This window comes from Citrobacter sp. CFNIH10 (assembly GCF_002934585.1).
Lineage (GTDB): Bacteria > Pseudomonadota > Gammaproteobacteria > Enterobacterales > Enterobacteriaceae > Citrobacter_A > Citrobacter_A amalonaticus.
The window spans coordinates 2,097,466-2,114,214 of record NZ_CP026216.1; the positions used below are offsets into that span (position 1 = coordinate 2,097,466).

Genomic DNA, 16,749 nt, shown 5'->3' on the forward strand with positions numbered 1-16,749 from the left:
GACCTCAGTGTGTAAACCTGAGTTCACGCTACGCCCGGTGAAACGCTAATTATTGTCTGATATTGATCGCCCCCGCGCATACTGACGCGGTGTGGCGGCGGTATAGCTGACAAAGGTGCGGTGGAAATGGCTCTGGTCGGCAAAACCACTCTGATAACCGACGTCGGCGATATCGTCTCCGGCGCGCAGTCGCGTCCTGGCAAAATCGATCCGCGCGATGTTCAGATAGCTGCCCGGCGTCAGACCGGTGTCCTGCTTAAAGGTGCGAATCAGCGTCTCTTTGCGCATGCCGAACTCTTGCGCGATATCATCTAGCGACGGTGGAGAGAGCAAATTGTTGTGCAGCCGCGCTTTCAGAGACTGACTGGTCGCTCGCGTGCGCGGCGGATTTCCTGACTGCAAGGGGAGTGCGCGCAGCAGGAGACGGACGGCATCGATAAGCGGCGCGGTTTGTTGTTTCTCCATTAACGCCACAAGGTCGAGAAAGCGCTGAAAGCGTTGTGGATCGCGGATCACCGGGTTCGGGGCGAAAAACGGTGCAGGGATTGTCTGTTCGGGCAACTGGGCAACACACCAGTCCGCGTCCAGGTAGAGCATATGGTAGCTGCGACACTGTCCATCGACCGGATTACAGCTGTGCGGCACATGCGGTGGGATCACAATCAGATCGCCTGCCTGCAAACGGTATTCTTTGCCATCGCTGACACAGCAGGTTTCACCTTCCAGAATGGCCCCAATGGAGAGCTGCGGATGATGATGGCGCTTATAGGCCTGATGGCTGCGCCAGGTGCTGCGCAGCTCCAGCCATGCAAGTCGCTCATCGCGCCAGAACGATTGTGGAATATCTCGGGTGTGGGTCACAATTAGTGCCTCCGGCATAGTCATGCTTTGTTATATCACGGTACAAAGACTTACCGGACTTTCCGCAGAAGAGCTGCAGAGTGTGATTCACTGAATACGCTGTGTCGCGTTCAGGCCGTCCGGTAAGTCGAATGTTTACTCCATCGCGACTTTGATCGCCTCGCCCAGCTTCTGCATCACGTCCCGGTGCTTCTCGCTGGGCGGAAGCGCACAGTTTATGCGCACACAGTTGCGGTATTTCCCTGATGCGGAAAACAGTGAGCCCGGCGCGACCTGAATTTTCAGGCGGCAAAGCTGTTTGGCAACGCAAACCATATCCACTTGTTCCGGCAATTCGACCCACAGCATAAAACCGCCTTTTGGTCGCGTAACGCAGATGCCGCAGGGAAAATATTCCCGCGCCCAGCAGGTATAAATCTCCATATTACGCTGATAAATCTGGCGCATACGCCGGACGTGGCGATGGTAGTGTCCTTCCTGGACAAACGTCGCAGCCGCCAGTTGTGTGGCGGGAACGTTGGTGCCAATAACCGCATACTTCATATGCAGTAATTTGTCGTAATAACGACCCGGAGCGACCCAGCCGACGCGCAGGCCAGGGGCGACCGATTTGGTGAATGAACTGCAAAGGATAACCCGACCGTCGATATCCCGGGAGTGAATGGTTCTGGGGCGGGGATACTCTGTCGCCAGTTCACCGTAAACATCATCCTCGAAAATCACAATGTCGTGGCGTTGGGCGAGCGCCAGCACCGCCCGCTTACGGGCGTCCGGCATGATAAAACCGAGCGGGTTATTGCAATTGGGCACCAGGATAACGCCTTTGATCGGCCACTGTTCAAGCGCCAGCTCCAGCGCTTCAATACTGATGCCGGTATCCGGATCGGTCGGGATCTCAATCACTTTGATCCCTAAACCGCGCAGCAATTGCATGGTGCCGTAATAAGCCGGGGATTCCACAGCGACAATGTCTCCTGGCTGGCAGACGGCCAGCAGGGCCAGTGACATGCCGCTTTGACTGCCGCTGGTGATCACCAGATCGTCGGCGTTAACCACCGATCCGCCATCCAGCATCAGCCGGGCGATTTGCTGGCGTAGTGCGAGGCTGCCAGCCAGTTCATCGTAGCCCAGAACCGCACTCAGATTGTGTTGTGCTACGCGACTGAGTTCGCGCCAGAGCGGTTTCAGGCTGGGTTGGCTAACATCCGGAATACCGCTGCTAAGCGGGATAACCGATTGGTCGTGATGGCCTTCCAGCATGTTCAGTACCTGCTCCCATTGGGTAATCTCAACCGGACGCTGTACCGGACGCGACATCGGCGGGACCGGCGGCAGCGCTTTCTGAGGCGCGACGAAGTAGCCTGAACGGGGCTGCGGCGTAATGAGCTGCAATGATTCCAGTACCTGATACGCCTGCTGTACGGTGCTGATACTGACACCGTGCTCCTGACTCAGACTGCGTACTGACGGCAATTTCTCTCCGTGACGATACAGCCCTTGTTCAATACGCTCGGTCAGCAGGTTGGCCAGATGTTGGTAACGCGTCATGCTGTATCCCTCGAAGATGCCATACAGATGTAAAAACCAGTACAGACAGGTGCAAAATGTGCGATGCAGAGACAGTATTAGCGAATCTGTATGTTAAATAAAAGCTGTTTTTGAATCTGTATCGATCCACTCGAAAACCGCCAGAATACAGGCTCTGGTATGAGAGGGGGTGGAGTATGGAATTTCATGAAAACAAAGCAAAGCAGCCGTTTATTGGTTTTGTCCTGATCTGGCGAGCGTTTAAAAAATGGCATCTGCAGGCGCAAACCCGACGGATCCTGCAACAGATGAGTGATGAGCGACTCAAGGATCTGGGATTACGCCGGGATCAGATTGAATAGCGTGACTGTAGAAGTCAGAGGCTGGAGGTTGAACCCGTCCGGCCTTTGTTACATTCATAAAATTTATCAATTCATGCTTACAGACAGTGTGTTTCTTGATACTTATCCTGATAAGTATTATTTTCCTTTCGCTTAGAGAGGAAAGAGACATGACTGAAGATGAGCTGTTTGCCCGCCGCCCGTTGGGGATGCGTATGGCGATGGTCGTGCGTCAATGGCGGGCCATTATTGATGCGGCTATTACCGATACCGGCCTGACCCAGTCCAGCTGGACGGTGCTGATGCAACTGTATCAACTGGGCGATAACGTTTCGGTCAGTGAACTGGCACAGGTGCAGGGTATTGAACTGCCACCGCTGATGCGCACTCTCACACAACTGGAAAATCAGGGCTATCTGGTGCGTTCCACATCGCCTTATGACAAACGCATCCGTCTGCTAATGCTAACTGCGGAAGGCCGTGCCCGGCTGGTAGAGTTGAACCGGATGATTGAAGCCTATCAATGTCGCGTCACGCGTACCATTCCTGAAGCAGATCTCGCTTCCTTCAGCGCCACCTTAAATGTAATCGCCTGCAATCTGCGGACAATCCGCGAAGAAGATAATCAACACTAAAAACTATGATGACCCCAGAACAAAAATTTGCCCGTTGGGTAAGGGTGAGTATTGCCGCTTTCCTTGCCATATTCGCCTGGTTTATCGTTGCCGATATTTGGATCCCGCTGACGCCAGATTCCACGGTGATGCGTACAGTTACGCCGGTTTCAGCACGCGTTTCCGGGTATGTTTCGCACGTCTACGTGCAGAACAACAGCACGGTAAAAAAAGGCGATCTGCTTTACGAGCTGGATCCCACGCCATTTATCAACAAAGTCGAGGCCGCGCAAATCGCCTTTGCGCAGGCCAGACTGAGCAATCAGCAACTGGATGCACAGATTGCTTCTGCCCGCGCCAACCTGCGTACTGCTGAATATACGGCGCGTAATGACAAACTGACGTTCGATCGTTATCAGCGGCTAAGCGCGATGCAAAACGTCTCGCAGGCGGATCTCGACAGGGTGCGGACGACCTGGCAGACCAGCGAACAGTCGGTAACCGCGCTGCATGCCAACATCCAGAATCTGCTGATCCAACGCGGCGAGCGCGAAGACAGCCATAACGTGACGCTGCAAAAGTATCGCAACGCGCTGGAAGAGGCGCAGTTGAATCTGGCATGGACAAAAGTGCGCGCAGAGACGGACGGAACGGTGAGTAATCTCCAGCTTAACGCCGGGCTTTACGCTACCGCCGCCACGCCACTGCTGGCGCTGGTCAGTAATCAGACGGATATCGTGGCCGATTTCCGCGAGAAGAGCCTGCGACATACCCGCGTCAATACCGATGCCGCCGTGGTGTTTGATGCCATGCCGGGTAAAGTGTTCCGTGCGCGTGTGACCAGCAGCGATGCGGGGGATCCTCGCCGGACAGGAAGAGGTCAACGGTCAACTGTCGCAGCCAGAGCAATCCACTCGTTGGGTGCGCGATGCGCAGCGGATGCGTATTCACGTGACGCTGAGTGAACCACTGGACAAACCGTTACCGACCGGTGCCCGCGCCACGGTGCAGTTGTATAACAGCGAAGGCCCCTTTGCCCGTACTTTTGCTGGCGCGCAAATCCGCCTGGTCAGTTGGCTGCATTATGTCTATTAACACCCTGGCGCGCGTATTCACGCCACATGACAACATCGTCTATACAGCCAACGACTTTCGCCAGACTCTGCGGATAGCCGTTGCCGGGACGATCGCGCTCAGTATTTCGACCTTTTACAACGTCCAGTACGGCGTTTTCTTCGTGGTCTATCCGTTGATGCTGATGTCGCTGGTACCGGTGTTTAACCGCCACGTAGCGCGGCAGTTTGTGTTCAGTGCGGCGGTGAACTGCGTCGAAATGGTATTGATTGTCGGTTATCTCTCGCAGTGGCCAGTGATCATGACGCTGGTGGTGTTTGGCCTTTACGTGATGCGCTTTCGCTTTATGAGCAAGGGTCCGCTGTTTCTGCTGGGGTCAATGGGTGTGGTCTGCCAGAGTACGATGCTCAATTTTATGAGCTATCCCACCACAGACTGGCACACGCTGATGTTTTCCAACATGGAAGCCTGCGTGATGGCGGTAGCGCTGAGTGCGCTGCTGCACTATTTGATCCCCGATGTGGAACCGCGTAACTCGCCGCCGCGCATTGAGAAAGACGACGCCCGCATTCGCCACGAATCGCTGCTTTCCGGCACCGTGGCGACGATGATCTTTGTGATCTTCCAGATTTGCGATCTGAGCGATTCGCTGTCAGCGCTGATGGCGGGGATTTTGATCCTCTTTCCGATGCACTATCGCGGCGCGGTCCTGAGTTCCCTCTGGCGCGTCGTCGGTGTGGTACTGGCCTGTCTCTATATTCTGGTGGTGCAGTTACTGATTTATGATTTCAGTAATCACATGCTGTTAATGATGCCGCTGATCGGTCTTGGATTGGCTTTTAGCGCCCGTCTGCACGTCATGGAAAAAGTGGGTGCAGGCGTGGGGTTCGCCAGCATCACCACAATCGGTATTATGTTCGGCCAGAACCTGCACCCGAACAGCGATTTAGTGTTCAGCGACCTGTATCGCATCACCTCAGTCACCGTCGCGCTGCTGGCAACGCTGACGATGGTCTTTCTGGTCCACCGAATACTGAACTGCTTTGCGGCGACACGATTTGTGGTGGAGTGATAAGGGGATTATCGAGCCAATGCCGGATGGCGGCTTTGCCTTATCCGGCCTACGGGGTAGGGCGCCCGATAAGCGTAGCGCCATCGGGCACGGGAATCACGACTTCTTCAGCCCCGCAAAGGCGGCTCTGATGTCGTCTTCCGGCAACTGAATGCCGATAAACACCAGCGTGCTGTGCGGTTGTTCGTCGCCCCACGGGCGGTCCCAGTCGGCGCTGTACAGGCGTTGCACCCCCTGGAACAGCAGACGGTTCGGTTCGCCTTCAATCCACAGCATACCTTTGTAACGCAGCAGTTTTTCGGCGGATTCCAGCAGCAGGTTTTCCATCACGCGGGAGACGTCGCCGATATCCACAGGGTAATCCAGTTCCACCACAATGGAAGAGATATCGTTCTGCTTGTCGGCGATAAAGTGAAAGCGCGGTTTGGCGCTGACGACGTTCTCTTCCAGCATAAAGCCATTGGTGTCGAATAGCAGAGAAAGATCGATATCGCCGTGCGTAACGGTATACACCGGGGCGCGGGCGTTGATGCGCGCCAGACGTTCGCGAAGCTTTTCACTTTCGCCAGCGACGTCGGTTTTAGTCAGCAGAATGCGATCGGCATAGCCGACCTGCGACTGCGCAATGGTGAACTGGTTCATTTGATCGTCGGCATGGACCGCATCAACCAGCGCAATCACGCCGTCCAGCAGATAGCGCTGGCAAATCACGTCGTGGGAGAAAAAGGTTTGAATAATCGGGCCGGGGTCGGCCATGCCGGTGCACTCGATCACCAGACGATCAAAATTGATGGCGCCCTTATCGAGGTTATCGAGCAGGTCTAACAGCGCGTCTTCCAGCTCGTTGGAGCGTGTACAGCAAATACAGCCGTTGGTCAGGGTTTTGATCTGCGTGGCGCGATCGCCAATTAGCTGATCGTCCACGGACACTTCGCCGAATTCGTTTTCGATAACGGCAATCTTGTAGCCGTGTTCTTCGTTGAGGATGTGGCGTAGCAGGGTGGTTTTACCTGCGCCAAGAAAACCGGTGAGTAGGGTGACTGCAATCGGGGTCATTCACTTCTCCTTCTAACAGCAGCGCATGCCGCCTTTACCGTCGCCGCCGTAGCGCGCCTGCTGGCGCTCGCGGAAGAATTCTTCATAGCTCATGTACGGCTTGTCCGGATGGTTGGTTTGCATATGCTCGACATAGTTGTCGTAGTCTGGAATACCAATCAACATCTTTGCCGCCTGGCCGAGATATTTTTTTGCCTGACCTAAGTTACCAAACATTGTGCCGCCTCGTGAATGATTAAAGCCGGATGACGGCTTTCGCCTTATCCGGCCTACGCTTAAAGCATTTTGTAGGCCGGGTACGCGAAGCGTTACCCGGCATCAGCTTAGTGATGTGAAGAGGTCTTCACGCCGCCTTCAGGAATCGGAACGTACGGTGTTTCTTTATCGGTACGCTTGTCGACGTTGCGCACATTCATCCAGGTTTTGAAACCATAGAAGATGATGCTGTACACCACCACCAGGAACAGAATACTCAGGCCGGCGTTGGTGTAGTTGTTCACAACGATGTGATTCATGTTAGCAATCTGCTGTGCGGTCAGTTCGCCGCCGTTGGCAATCTTCTCTTTGTACTGGTTAGCCATGTAGAAGAAGCCTTCCATCTGCGGGTTGGAGCTGAACAGTTTCAGGCCCAGCGCCCAGGTGGTGCAGATCAGCAGCCATACTGCCGGGATAACGGTCACCCAGATGTATTTGGTGCGCTGCATTTTAATCAGTACCACGGTACCCAGAACCAGCGCCACGGCTGCCAGCATCTGGTTAGAGATACCGAACAGAGGCCACAGGCTCTTCACGCCGCCCAGCGGATCGACCACGCCCTGATACAGCAGGTAACCCCACAGACCCACGCAGCCCGCCGTACCGATGATACCGGCAACCAGAGAGTCGGTTTTCTTCAGGAACGGAACGAAGTTACCCAGCAGGTCTTGCAACATAAAGCGACCAGAACGGGTACCGGCATCCAGCGCGGTCAGGATGAACAGCGCTTCAAACAGAATACCGAAGTGGTACCAGAAGCCCATGTCCGCCATCGGCAACACTTTGTGGAACACGTGCGCGATACCTACCGCCAGCGTCGGTGCACCACCAGCACGGTTCAGAACGGACGGTTCGCCGATGTCTTTCGCCGTTTGCAGGATCTGCTCTGGCGAAATCACGAAGCCCCAGGAACTGACGGTTGCCGCCGCATGCGCGGTCACGTCTTTCAACTGTGCCATAATCAGCGGCGCGTTCTCACCCCCCATTTCATGCAGGTTCGGCATCGTAATGCCCAGGCCTGCCGGCGGGGTGTTCATCGCAAAGTAGAGGCCCGGTTCGATAATGGACGCCGCAACCAGCGCCATGATCGCCACGAAGGATTCCATCAGCATCGCGCCGTAACCGATGAAGCGGGCGTCTGTTTCACAGGCCAGCAGTTTCGGCGTGGTACCGGAAGAGATCAGGGCGTGGAAGCCAGAGACCGCACCACAGGCGATGGTAATGAACAGGAACGGGAACAGTGCACCTTTCCACAGCGGACCGGTACCATCGATGTACTGGGTCATGGCCGGCATTTTCAGCTCTGGGTTGAGGATCACGATACCCAGCGCCAGGCCGACGATCACGCCGATTTTCAGGAAGGTGGCCAGATAGTCGCGTGGAGCGAGGATCAGCCATACTGGCAGCAGTGCAGAAACGAACGCATAGCCGATCAGTGCAAAGGTAATGGTGGTGTCTTTAAAGGTCAGCGCCGGGCCCCAGTACGGGTCGTGAGCAATCACGCCGCCGAAGTAAATAGACGCAACCAGCAGAACAATACCAATCACCGACACTTCACCCACACGCCCCGGACGCAGGAAGCGCATGTAGATCCCCATGAACAGCGCGATAGGTACGGTGGAGCAAACGGTGAAGACCCCCCACGGGCTTTCTGCCAGCGCTTTTACGACGATCAGCGCCAGTACCGCGAGGATGATGATCATAATTAAGAAGCAGCCAAACAGGGCAATGGTCCCCGGCACGGAGCCCATCTCTTCTTTAATCATCTCGCCAAGCGACGCGCCGTTACGGCGAGAAGAGATAAACAGTACCATGAAGTCCTGGACCGCACCCGCCAGCACCACACCCGCCAACAGCCACAGGGTACCAGGCAGGTAACCCATCTGCGCTGCCAGAACCGGACCGACCAGCGGACCAGCGCCCGCGATTGCGGCAAAGTGGTGTCCGAACAGGACATAGCGGTTGGTCGGAACGTAGTTCAGGCCATCGTTATTGATGACCGCAGGTGTCGAACGTGTAGGGTCGAGCTTCATCACCTTCTGGGCGATGTACAGGCTGTAGTAGCGGTAAGCCACCAGATATACCGACACGGAAGCGACCACGATCCACAGGGCGCTGACGTGTTCACCCCGGCGTAAGGCGACAACCGAGAGGCAGAATGCCCCGATGATCCCGAGGATCACCCAGGGTATGTGCTTGAATATCTTTTTCGTATCCATAGTAAAACCTGGTTTTATAAGATGAATAATTGGCCGAAGCCGTTTGGTTTGGGTTGCGTTTGAAGAGGTAATTTGACTGCTATGTTGGTGACGATCTTGCCAGAGAGTCGCGCGTGTAAAGTAAGGTAAATAAGTGAGCGGTCAAATGGTGAGTTAAGCGGTCAGAAGTGTCAGTAAGCGGTAAAGAGGATCGCCGGGCGGTAAATATTATGTGACTGAGATCACAAAGAAAAATCCGCCAACGAAGGGTGAATACCGACTACGCTTATTGCCGACAACATCATAAGGAGAACAACATGGAAACAGTAAACCTCACTTTATCTGAGGCTTACACGCTGGCGCGTGAGGTGCTGAGCAGCAACGGCTTTAGCGCGGAACATGCGGATGCTATCGCGCGCAATGTGACGGCGGGCGAGCGCGACGGCTGCGCGTCTCACGGGTTATGGCGCTTGCTGGGGATTGTCGAGACCCTGCGTAAAGGAAAAGTCTCCGCTGATGCCCGTCCGCAGATTTTCGATCAGGCGCCCGCTATCGTCAAAGCAGATGCTGGCGGCGCGTTCTCGCTGGTGGCCTATGAACAGGCGCTGCCGTTGCTCATCAGTAAAGCCAGCGCATGCGGAATTGCGGCGCTGGCGATCAACCGCTGCGTTCACTTTTCCGCATTATTTGCAGATATTGAACCTCTGACGGACGCCGGACTGGTGGGCTACGCCTGTACGCCAAGTCACGCCTGGGTCGCACCGTCAGGCGGTACGCGTCCGCTGTTTGGCACCAATCCCATCGCGTTTGGCTGGCCGCGCAAAGGCAAACCGCCTTACATTTTTGATATGGCGACCAGCGCGGCGGCGCGCGGCGAGATCCAGTTGCATCTGCGAGCTGGAAAAGCGATTCCGGAAGGGTGGGGTATCGACAGCGAAGGGCGACCGTCAACCGATCCGCAGGCGGTATTAAATGGCGCGATGCTGACCTTTGGCGGACACAAGGGCTCGGCGTTTGCGGCAATGGTTGAACTGCTGGCAGGGCCGCTCATCGGTGATATGACCAGTGCGGAATCGCTGGCCTGGGATGAGGGGGCAGGCGGTCTGCCATACGGCGGCGAGCTGATTCTGGCACTTGACCCGTCCCGGTTCCTCGGGGATGAGGCGCATCATCATATGGATCGCGCCGAAACCCTGTTTGCCGCAATGCAAGAGCAAGGCGCACGCTTACCAGGAGAAAGACGCTTCAGTTCGCGTGAGAAATCGTTGCTGGAAGGGGTGACGATTACCCGTTCCCTGTTTGAGGACATTTCCGCACTGAGATAAGGCAGAACGGGCGAGGCATCCTCGCCTGATTCCCGTTCGGGTAGAGGGTAATCGCATTTTTTGCCAGTTAATTGAACAAATTTCCTGTGATACCCCTCGCGATTGCATAAAGTTTTCTCGTTCCAGGCCGACAACCAGAGTATCTGTCTAGCGGAAAGAGAAAACATGTTAAAACGTATCAAGATTGTGACCAGCTTATTGCTGGTTCTGGCTTTATTTGGCCTTTTACAACTCACTTCGGGCGGTTTGTTCTTTAACGCATTGAAAAATGACAAAGAGAATTTCACCGTTCTGCAAACTATTCGCCAGCAGCAGTCTACGCTGAACGGCAGTTGGGTGGCTCTGCTGCAAACGCGTAACACCCTTAACCGTGCGGGTATCCGCTACATGATGGATCAGAACAATATCGGCAGCGGCGCGACCGTTGCGGAGCTGATGCAGATTGCCAGCGCCTCTTTGAAACAGGCGGAGAAAAACTGGGCGGACTATGAAGCGTTACCGCGTGACCCACGTCAAAGTGAAGCGGCATCGGCGGAAATTAAACGCAATTACGATATCTATCACAACGCGTTAGCCGAACTGATCCAGTTGCTGGGGGCCGGGAAAATCAACGAGTTTTTCGATCAGCCAACCCAGGGGTATCAGGATGGTTTTGAGAAGCAGTATGTGAACTACTTGCAACAGAACGACCGTCTGTATGACCTGGCGGTAGAGGACAACAACAGCTCTTACAGCCAGGCGATGTGGGTTCTGGGCAGCGTGTTGTTGGCGGTGCTGGTGGTCATTATTGCCGTCTGGTTTGGCATCAAACTGTCGCTGATCGCGCCAATGAACCGCCTGATCGCGAGCATTCGTCACATTGCCAGCGGCGATCTGGTGAAGCGGATTGATGTAGAAGGCACCAATGAAATGGGCCAACTGGCGGAAAGCCTGCGCCACATGCAGGGTGAACTGGTGCGTACCGTGGGCGATGTGCGTAACGGCGCGAACGCCATTTACAGCGGCGCCAGCGAAATCGCGATGGGTAACAACGATCTCTCTTCCCGTACCGAGCAGCAGGCAGCCTCTCTGGAAGAGACGGCGGCGAGCATGGAAGAGTTGACGGCGACCGTTAAGCAGAACGCCGAAAACGCCCGTCAGGCCAGCCATCTTGCGCTGAGCGCGTCCGAAACGGCGCAAAAAGGCGGAAAAGTGGTGGATAACGTGGTGCAAACCATGCGCGATATCGCCTCCAGTTCACAGAAAATTGCTGACATTATCAGCGTGATCGACGGCATTGCCTTCCAGACCAACATTCTGGCGCTGAACGCTGCGGTAGAAGCGGCACGTGCAGGTGAACAGGGACGCGGCTTTGCGGTGGTTGCCGGTGAAGTACGTAACCTCGCGCAGCGCAGTGCGCAGGCAGCGCGCGAGATCAAGAGCCTGATTGAAGACTCCGTGAGCCGTGTTGACGTCGGTTCTACGCTGGTAGAAAGCGCCGGTGAAACCATGGATGAGATTGTGAATGCGGTAACCCGCGTGACCGACATCATGGGCGAAATCGCGTCGGCTTCCGATGAGCAAAGCCGTGGGATTGACCAGGTCGGTCTGGCCGTGGCGGAAATGGATCGCGTAACTCAGCAGAACGCCTCGCTGGTGGAAGAGTCAGCCGCCGCCGCTGCGGCGCTGGAAGAGCAGGCCAGCCGTCTGACGCAGGCCGTCGCCGTGTTTCGTATCCAGCAGGAACAGCAGCGTGCGCGTGACGTTGCCAGCGTGAAGTCCGTTTCCACAACGGTTCAACCGCGTAAAGCCGCTGTAGCGGAAACCGGGGATAACTGGGAAACGTTTTAATTAAGCATCAGGCGCATGGCACAACGCGATTCAAACGGGATGCCATGCGCCGTTTCTTCCTCTCGCTTCTGGCGTAATGCCGCCGGTAACGCGTTCTCTTCCAGTATTTCAAATCCCAGATGTTGATACAGCGGTGCGTTCCAGGCGACATGGCGAAACGTGGTGAGCGTCAGGGAGGTAAAGCCCTGCTCACACGCCCATTGCGCGACGGTGTTGATTAACTGGCGGCCAATGCCTTTACCTTGCCACGCCAGATGCAGCGAAAATTCGGCAATATACAGCGACGTCTCCATCGCTTCGCCCAGCAGAAATCCAACGGGCCGATCGTCAACCAGCGCCAGCCAGCTCAATCCTTTAGCGGCATATTCACGGTGCAGTTCCGCGCTGACAATATGATCGTCCGCGATCCATGCCAGCGCAGGCACCGTTAAAAAACGCTGTCCTGCTGAGCGTTCAATCGCAGGCAGAACGGCAGCGTCTGCCAGTGTAGTGGGGCGAACCGTAATGTGCATAACGATACCGGGAATAAGGTGACAGTGAGGGCAGTATAACGCGCTGTCCGGTCACAGGGAAAAGTCCCCGCGAGCGGGGACACTATGGGGTCAACAGGTTAGACGAGAAATAACGAAATAGCCGGTATGTAGGTCACCAACATCAGCATGAGTAACAAGGAACCCAGTAACGGTAGAGACTGGCGGAAAAACTGACCGACGGAAACCTGCGTAATATTGCAGACCAGTAACATGACGGTGCCAACCGGCGGCGTGAAGGCGCCAATAGAAAGGTTGAAAATCATGATGATACCGAAGTGTACCGGGTCGATTCCAAAATGCGCCACGACAGGTTTAAGCAAGGGAACCAGAATCAGCAGAATGGCATTCCCTTCAAGAAACATCCCCAGTGTTAGCAAAAGAATATTGATAATTAACAGGAATATGTATTTGTTTTCTGTCAGCGTCGTGACAAAGTTCGCCACCGCGACGCCAGCATGTTCCATTGAGAAGATCCAACCGAGCGCGGCACTTGCCATGATGACTAACATGACCGATGCCGTTGCCCGTGCCGTTTCTCCCAGCGCTTTCACGACATGGCCGAGAGTCATTTGACGATAAATGAAGAAACCGATAATCAACACGATGAGCACCGCTGCCGCACCGGCTTCTGTTGGGGTGAAGATGTTGGCGCGAATCCCCCCGACGACGGCAAAAATCAAAAACAGAGCGGGCCATGCCTGCCCAAGCGAGAAGAGCGCTTCCTTACCGGTAGGCCAGGTGTCGCGTGAGGGCTTAGCGTTGGTTTTACGGGCAACCAGATAAACCGTAAACATTAACAACACCGCACAGAGCAGACCCGGAATCAGACCAGCCATGAACATTTTTCCGATGGAGACGTCTGCCACCAGCCCATAAATAATCAGGGCAATTCCCGGTGGGATAATCGGGGTGACAAGCGATCCCCCGGCGGTGATCGCCGCTGCAAAGGCGCGGTTGTAGCCTTTACGCTCCATCTCGGGGACCATCATGCGTGACAGCATCGCAGCGTCGGCCAGGTTTGAGGCGCTGACCCCTCCCATCATGGTACTGACCAGAATATTAGCGACACCGAGTCCGCCCCGCATTTTACCGACCAGAATATTCGCCACCTGCAGGATACGTTCTGCAATACCGGTATAACTCATCAGCGTACCCAACAAGATAAAGAAGGGTATTGCCAGCAGGGATGGGCTTTGGGTTGGCGCAATCAACCGCTGAACCGCAATTTCAATCGGAACCGTGGAAAAGAAGAGGAAATAGGCAATAATGCCGATAAACATTGCCAGATAAACACGAATATTCAGAAATAAGCACACGATCATTAGTGGAATAATTAATAACCAGCTCATTGTTTTTCCTCACCGACATCGGCCTGTTTAATGTCATTAATTAACCAGTAGAGCGTGTACGCTGCCGTTGCCAGGGTACCGACCGGAACGGCGACATCAATCCAGAACCAGGACACTTTTAAGATTTGCGTGACCTTGTACTGCGCCATTTCCGCCAGTCGATAACCCAGCCAGGCCATATAAACCAGCAATCCGATGGACAGCACAGCAACCAGCGAGGCAATAATGCGTTTGATTTTATGCGGGAGCATATCGACGACAAAAGGAATCGTCAGATGCGCCCGGTCGCGCTCAGCCACCACGCCCCCCAACATCACTACCCAAATCATCAGCAGTCCGGACATTTCCTCGGTCCATTGAATGGGCTGTCCGACAAAATAGCGCATGAATACGGCGGCAATGGTCATTATCACCAGGATAAACAGTGCCAGTGCTGCGCTCAGTTCTACAAGCTTGCCAAAGAAACGCATTAATCCTCCTTCAGAGAGTCGCCCTGGCCTTGAGAGAAAAAGGTTTAGGGCGATCTGGGCCTGTATTTATTGCAGTTGCTGTTGAATGGTTTCATACAAACCCGGCGTCCACTCCGGGAATTGCGTGTACACGTCGCGAGCTTTCTGGCGGAATGCTTCAGTATCCGGGTAAATTACTTCGACGCCTTCCGCTTCCATGGCCTTCAGCATTTCGGCGTCGCGTTCAATCGTTAATTTTTGGCTATAGAGACCCGCTTCATAACCCGTTGAGTGAATCAATTCCAGCTGCTCAGGAGAGAGCGTACTGAAAAAGGCTTCGCCACCAATCCATACCGAGGTGTTGGTCAGGTAATTGACCATCGACAGATATTTCGCCTGCTCAAACAGTTTTTGTCCTTGCAGAACAGAAATCGGGTTTTCAACGCCATCAATAACGCCCTGAGTCAGTGCAGGGTAAACTTCACCCAGCGGCATAGGGGTTGGCGTGGCGCCCATTGCCTGAATGGCTTTAATTTGCATGACATTATTTGGTACGCGGATTTTCATCCCCGCCAGATCTTCCACTTTGCGAATCGGTTTTTTAGAAATAATCTGACGGGTGCCGTACAGATAATTGTTCATCACCACATGAATCCCTTTTTTCTTCAGGTCTTCATTTTTTTGACGGAACCAGTCGCTCTCATAGATTTTGAAGAGTTTTTGCGGATCGTCAGTCAGATAAGGTCCAAACAAAATACCTAAATCAGGTTCATAATCGGCAAGGAAAGCCACGTCGGTGAGCGTGATGACGTTCATTCCCATCATGGCTTGTTCAGTCACATCTTGTTTTGACCCTAGCTGTGAGCTGGGATAGAGAACCAGGGTTATTTCTCCATTACTTTTTTTATTCAGAATGTCAGCCCAGTAGCGCATCACCACATCTAATGGCTCGCCTGGATTATTCTCATATGCGACTTTAATAGAAAGCGGTTTAGCCTGAATGGTGAATGGCAGAAAAAAAGTACAAACAGTAATCAGCACGGCTATTATCTTGTTCATTTTCTACTTGCTCCCAGGGGTCAACGAATAAAACCAACTTTTTTACTGGCGAAAAAATTCAGAGTGAATCCTGCCTAATCAGAAAGTAAGCAGAAAGTCATCATGGTGCTGTATGCGTTGTATGAAATCGTGCTCTTGCTAAAGGTTTGTTGTTTTTAATGTGTTTTTAATTTACTCGTTTTCTTGTCGAATAGAGCGAATCATCGATTGCTTCGCCGTATTCAGGTGGTTACGCAGTGCAAGAAGCGCATCGAGATCGCTGCGGCAAATCAGCGCGCTGAGGATGGTCATGTGCTCATCAATGGCGATGATATTGCGTTGTTTAAGATCGCGCTCATCCCACTGGTAATGGAAATGGAAGATTACTGAAATAATCTCAAGTGATTGATTGAAAAATATATTATCGGCAGCGGAGAGCAGCAGTGCGTGAAAATCACGGTCCAGCAGGGAGAACATACGGAAGTCGCTGCCGACGCTGTCGCGCAGCGTACGGTGGCGTTCCAACAGCATTTTGGCCTGCAGCCAGCGCGGATCGTCATCCGGCAGATTGAGAAAATGCTGTAGCGCATGGGTTTCCAGCATCTCACGCAGCTCAAAAAGCTGTTCTGCATAGGACTGATCGAACTTTTTCATGCTCCATTGGCCGCGTTTCTCGCTCTGGATGAGATCGTAACGTCCAAATTTTAAAAGGTATTCTCGTACCACCACCGGGCTGACCCCAGCCGCTCTGGCCAGTTGAAGTTCAGAGAACGTCTCGCCAGCGCGAAGCTGGCGTTGGTTAATCATCGTATAAAACGCCTGCTCAAAAATACGGTTCTGCTCGGCCATGGAGGCGGTGGTACAGGCAAAACCATCATCATGTTCGGGGCTTCGGGTAATGACGTGGTCGTTGCCGACCAGAGTCAGCACGCCGCACTCGCTGAGGTGGTTCAGCATGTGGCGCACGGTGGTACGGCTGATGTTGTACATCTCAGCTAAGGCGCTTTGCGACGGCAACGGTGAAGGAAGGTGGCCGCGAGCCATATCATCGATCACCTGGTTAATAACATTGTGACGTAAATTTTGCGAACGGCTCATCGGGATCTCCTTTTGACTGCATTAAAACCCGATTTAAAACATTTTAATGCGCAGAGTTTCACAAATTAGCTTTCTCGTTACGCGGCTATTTCTATTTTCATCAATATCTGAAGCAACAAAGAAACAGGA

At 53.9% G+C, this 16,749-nt stretch carries 15 protein-coding genes and 1 pseudogene; 6 read left to right on the top strand and 10 right to left on the bottom strand.

Annotated features, from left to right (window positions below; genetic code table 11):
• Positions 1-45: 45 nt before the first annotated feature.
• On the bottom strand, positions 46-861 hold the full coding sequence (locus tag C2U53_RS13590; RefSeq protein WP_061069590.1) for an AraC family transcriptional regulator: 816 nt from the start codon (positions 859-861) through the stop codon (positions 46-48).
• Between the two features lie 135 nt (positions 862-996).
• Positions 997-2,409 carry a PLP-dependent aminotransferase family protein gene (locus C2U53_RS13595; protein WP_104446011.1) on the bottom strand — a complete coding sequence of 471 codons (1,413 nt, stop codon included), beginning with the start codon at positions 2,407-2,409 and terminating at the stop codon, positions 997-999.
• Between the two features lie 176 nt (positions 2,410-2,585).
• Here C2U53_RS13595 and C2U53_RS13600 point away from each other — a divergent pair, with 176 nt between their 5' ends.
• The 4 genes and pseudogenes from C2U53_RS13600 (at position 2,586) to C2U53_RS13615 (ending at position 5,489) form a co-directional block, all read left to right on the top strand.
• On the top strand, positions 2,586-2,750 hold the full coding sequence (locus tag C2U53_RS13600) for a DUF1127 domain-containing protein (protein WP_071888362.1): 165 nt from the start codon (positions 2,586-2,588) through the stop codon (positions 2,748-2,750).
• A gap of 149 nt (positions 2,751-2,899) precedes the next feature.
• Positions 2,900-3,364 carry a MarR family winged helix-turn-helix transcriptional regulator gene (locus tag C2U53_RS13605; RefSeq protein ID WP_042999305.1) on the top strand — a complete coding sequence of 155 codons (465 nt, stop codon included), beginning with the start codon at positions 2,900-2,902 and terminating at the stop codon, positions 3,362-3,364.
• Positions 3,365-3,369: 5 nt separating this feature from the next.
• Positions 3,370-4,438 (top strand): annotated as a pseudogene (locus tag C2U53_RS13610) (HlyD family secretion protein).
• On the top strand, positions 4,428-5,489 hold the full coding sequence (locus C2U53_RS13615) for a DUF2955 domain-containing protein (RefSeq protein ID WP_042999307.1): 1,062 nt from the start codon (positions 4,428-4,430) through the stop codon (positions 5,487-5,489). The pseudogene C2U53_RS13610 and the gene C2U53_RS13615 overlap by 11 nt, the downstream one beginning before the upstream one ends.
• A gap of 96 nt (positions 5,490-5,585) precedes the next feature.
• Here the strand turns inward: C2U53_RS13615 and yjiA are convergent, their stop codons facing one another.
• From yjiA to btsT, 3 genes are all read right to left on the bottom strand, one after another.
• A complete protein-coding gene (yjiA, locus tag C2U53_RS13620; protein ID WP_042999308.1) occupies positions 5,586-6,545 on the bottom strand; it encodes a GTPase in 960 nt (319 codons plus the stop codon).
• 12 nt (positions 6,546-6,557) lie between these two features.
• Positions 6,558-6,761 (bottom strand): YbdD/YjiX family protein, encoded by a 204-nt coding sequence (locus C2U53_RS13625; protein ID WP_024130742.1) that lies wholly within the window; start codon positions 6,759-6,761, stop codon positions 6,558-6,560.
• A gap of 107 nt (positions 6,762-6,868) precedes the next feature.
• A complete protein-coding gene (gene btsT, locus C2U53_RS13630) occupies positions 6,869-9,019 on the bottom strand; it encodes a pyruvate/proton symporter BtsT (RefSeq protein WP_042321961.1) in 2,151 nt (716 codons plus the stop codon).
• A 296-nt stretch (positions 9,020-9,315) separates the two neighbouring features.
• On the opposite strand from btsT, the gene C2U53_RS13635 reads away from it, so the two are divergent.
• Together C2U53_RS13635 and tsr are read left to right on the top strand one after the other, a co-directional pair.
• Positions 9,316-10,323 carry an Ldh family oxidoreductase gene (locus tag C2U53_RS13635; protein ID WP_044253886.1) on the top strand — a complete coding sequence of 336 codons (1,008 nt, stop codon included), beginning with the start codon at positions 9,316-9,318 and terminating at the stop codon, positions 10,321-10,323.
• Positions 10,324-10,488: 165 nt separating this feature from the next.
• Entirely contained in the window at positions 10,489-12,153 is a 1,665-nt protein-coding gene (tsr, locus tag C2U53_RS13640; protein ID WP_042999311.1) for a methyl-accepting chemotaxis protein, read from the top strand.
• On the opposite strand, the gene C2U53_RS13645 is transcribed toward tsr, so the two are convergent.
• The 5 genes from C2U53_RS13645 to C2U53_RS13665 all read right to left on the bottom strand — a co-directional run bounded on the left by C2U53_RS13645 (position 12,150) and on the right by C2U53_RS13665 (position 16,620).
• Positions 12,150-12,665, bottom strand: a complete 516-nt coding sequence (locus tag C2U53_RS13645) for a GNAT family N-acetyltransferase (RefSeq protein WP_042999312.1) — start codon at positions 12,663-12,665, stop codon at positions 12,150-12,152. The two genes, tsr and C2U53_RS13645, sit on opposite strands and share 4 nt — an antisense overlap.
• Positions 12,666-12,763: 98 nt before the next feature.
• Positions 12,764-14,035 (bottom strand): TRAP transporter large permease, encoded by a 1,272-nt coding sequence (locus C2U53_RS13650; RefSeq protein WP_042999313.1) that lies wholly within the window; start codon positions 14,033-14,035, stop codon positions 12,764-12,766.
• Complete coding sequence (locus C2U53_RS13655; protein WP_044264459.1) at positions 14,032-14,505, bottom strand: TRAP transporter small permease; 474 nt, start codon at positions 14,503-14,505, stop codon at positions 14,032-14,034. The genes C2U53_RS13650 and C2U53_RS13655 overlap by 4 nt, the downstream gene beginning before the upstream one ends.
• Before the next feature lie 66 nt (positions 14,506-14,571).
• Positions 14,572-15,543, bottom strand: coding sequence for a C4-dicarboxylate TRAP transporter substrate-binding protein (locus C2U53_RS13660; RefSeq protein ID WP_042999315.1), 972 nt, complete (start codon positions 15,541-15,543; stop codon positions 14,572-14,574).
• A 171-nt stretch (positions 15,544-15,714) separates the two neighbouring features.
• Positions 15,715-16,620 (bottom strand): GntR family transcriptional regulator, encoded by a 906-nt coding sequence (locus C2U53_RS13665; RefSeq protein WP_042999316.1) that lies wholly within the window; start codon positions 16,618-16,620, stop codon positions 15,715-15,717.
• Between the last annotated feature and the right edge of the window lie 129 nt (positions 16,621-16,749).

Excerpts from the sequence above, each read along its gene's own strand:
- C2U53_RS13665 (WP_042999316.1), bottom strand. The coding sequence starts at position 16,620 with ATGAGCCGTTCGCAAAATTTACGTCACAATGTTATTAACCAGGTGATC.
- C2U53_RS13660 (WP_042999315.1), bottom strand. The coding sequence starts at position 15,543 with ATGAACAAGATAATAGCCGTGCTGATTACTGTTTGTACTTTTTTTCTG.
- C2U53_RS13645 (WP_042999312.1), bottom strand. The coding sequence starts at position 12,665 with ATGCACATTACGGTTCGCCCCACTACACTGGCAGACGCTGCCGTTCTG.
- C2U53_RS13600 (WP_071888362.1), top strand. The coding sequence starts at position 2,586 with ATGGAATTTCATGAAAACAAAGCAAAGCAGCCGTTTATTGGTTTTGTC.
- tsr (WP_042999311.1), top strand. The coding sequence starts at position 10,489 with ATGTTAAAACGTATCAAGATTGTGACCAGCTTATTGCTGGTTCTGGCT.
- C2U53_RS13635 (WP_044253886.1), top strand. The coding sequence starts at position 9,316 with ATGGAAACAGTAAACCTCACTTTATCTGAGGCTTACACGCTGGCGCGT.
- C2U53_RS13655 (WP_044264459.1), bottom strand. The coding sequence starts at position 14,505 with ATGCGTTTCTTTGGCAAGCTTGTAGAACTGAGCGCAGCACTGGCACTG.
- yjiA (WP_042999308.1), bottom strand. The coding sequence starts at position 6,545 with ATGACCCCGATTGCAGTCACCCTACTCACCGGTTTTCTTGGCGCAGGT.
- btsT (WP_042321961.1), bottom strand. The coding sequence starts at position 9,019 with ATGGATACGAAAAAGATATTCAAGCACATACCCTGGGTGATCCTCGGG.
- C2U53_RS13615 (WP_042999307.1), top strand. The coding sequence starts at position 4,428 with ATGTCTATTAACACCCTGGCGCGCGTATTCACGCCACATGACAACATC.
- C2U53_RS13595 (WP_104446011.1), bottom strand. The coding sequence starts at position 2,409 with ATGACGCGTTACCAACATCTGGCCAACCTGCTGACCGAGCGTATTGAA.
- C2U53_RS13650 (WP_042999313.1), bottom strand. The coding sequence starts at position 14,035 with ATGAGCTGGTTATTAATTATTCCACTAATGATCGTGTGCTTATTTCTG.
- C2U53_RS13605 (WP_042999305.1), top strand. The coding sequence starts at position 2,900 with ATGACTGAAGATGAGCTGTTTGCCCGCCGCCCGTTGGGGATGCGTATG.
- C2U53_RS13625 (WP_024130742.1), bottom strand. The coding sequence starts at position 6,761 with ATGTTTGGTAACTTAGGTCAGGCAAAAAAATATCTCGGCCAGGCGGCA.